The following is a 1,130-nucleotide window of genomic DNA, read 5'->3' as shown; positions in this document are numbered from 1 at the left end:
ATAGTGACTAAGATAAGTATTGCAAACGAGAATCGAGAAATGCATCGATCCAAGATCGAGCGAAACTCACTCGATTGGTAAGCTGATCGAATAAGTCGGTGACGAGAGCGCGGAATTCCTCCGCGCTCTCGACGATCATCGGTGAGGCTGCCCACTTGAGGCTCTTCCAGACCTGCTCGATTGGATTGAGATCCGGTGAGGCAGTAGGTAAGAAGATGAGATCGATCCCGAGTTGATGCGCCCGCCTGCGCGTGTACTCGCACGTGTGCGAGAAGTGGTTGTCTAAGACGAGCAGAATCCGCTGCGTCGGATTCTGCTCGCGGATCCGTTCGAGACATTCGCAGATCCGCTCTTTCGTCTGATCTTCTGGGAAGCTAACCACGCTCTCTCCATTGAGAGCGTAGAACCCGACCGCTGGTTCGAAAATCTTCACCAGCGGTCGTTCGAGATGAGGATCATCGACGTACCACAGCCGCTGAGAATTGTCGAACGGCTGCGGATGAGTAGCGTCAAAGAATCCGAGGACAGTGCCACCATCCGTGCACACATCGTCGTCAACGACCCAGCCTTCCTCGGCATCGCCGTCTCGTTTGTTGTGTGGCTCGTCGGTGTCGTCGTTGTCGAGCGCGTCGCCGACGCGCTCGTCAACGATCTCTTCTGCATCATCCGGGCGCGAAGGCCGCTCTGTGCGAGGAATAGCTCTCGATAGCCCGAGCTTTCTGAGGAATTTCCCGAGGTAGACTGGATGGTACTCGACGTCGAATTCTTCGTTGAGGAGGCGCTGTATTTCCTGAGACGTCCACGGTTGGCCGTCTCGTAGCTGTTCGAGGAGCTGTGCTTGTTCGGTTTCACCGAGCTTCGGGGGCCTGCCGGCCCCGAAGTTCGGGGTCAGGAGCCCAAGTCCGCCTTTGTTCCACCGGCGTGCCCAACGACTGCCCGTGGAGGCAGACTTGCCAACATCATCGGCGGCGTCTTCGAGCGTTGCTCCTTTGTAGAGCCTCTTGATGAAAGTCAGCCGCTGGCTGACTTTCTCTTCATCCGTCTCAGCCAACAGCCGATCAAGATCTTCTTCGGTCAGATGCCGAACAATCCCTTTTCGACGATCGCTACTCATTGTGTCACCGTCTCAC

The 1,130-nt window shown here is 56.3% G+C and carries 1 protein-coding gene; it reads right to left on the bottom strand.

Annotated elements, in window-relative coordinates; translation table 11 throughout:
* Positions 1-7 precede the first annotated feature (7 nt).
* Positions 8-1,114, bottom strand: coding sequence for an IS630 family transposase (locus ACQUQO_RS18225; RefSeq protein ID WP_435080073.1), 1,107 nt, complete (start codon positions 1,112-1,114; stop codon positions 8-10).
* Positions 1,115-1,130: the final 16 nt, after the last annotated feature.

Origin of the sequence: Halococcus sp. AFM35 (assembly GCF_051195015.1) — an archaeon.
Lineage (GTDB): Archaea > Halobacteriota > Halobacteria > Halobacteriales > Halococcaceae > Halococcus.
Note: the sequence above shows the minus strand (reverse complement) of the source record. Positions and strands in the feature narration are given on the sequence as shown.

Coding starts and splice junctions, on each gene's coding strand:
- ACQUQO_RS18225 (WP_435080073.1), bottom strand. CDS start 1,114: ATGAGTAGCGATCGTCGAAAAGGGATTGTTCGGCATCTGACCGAAGAA.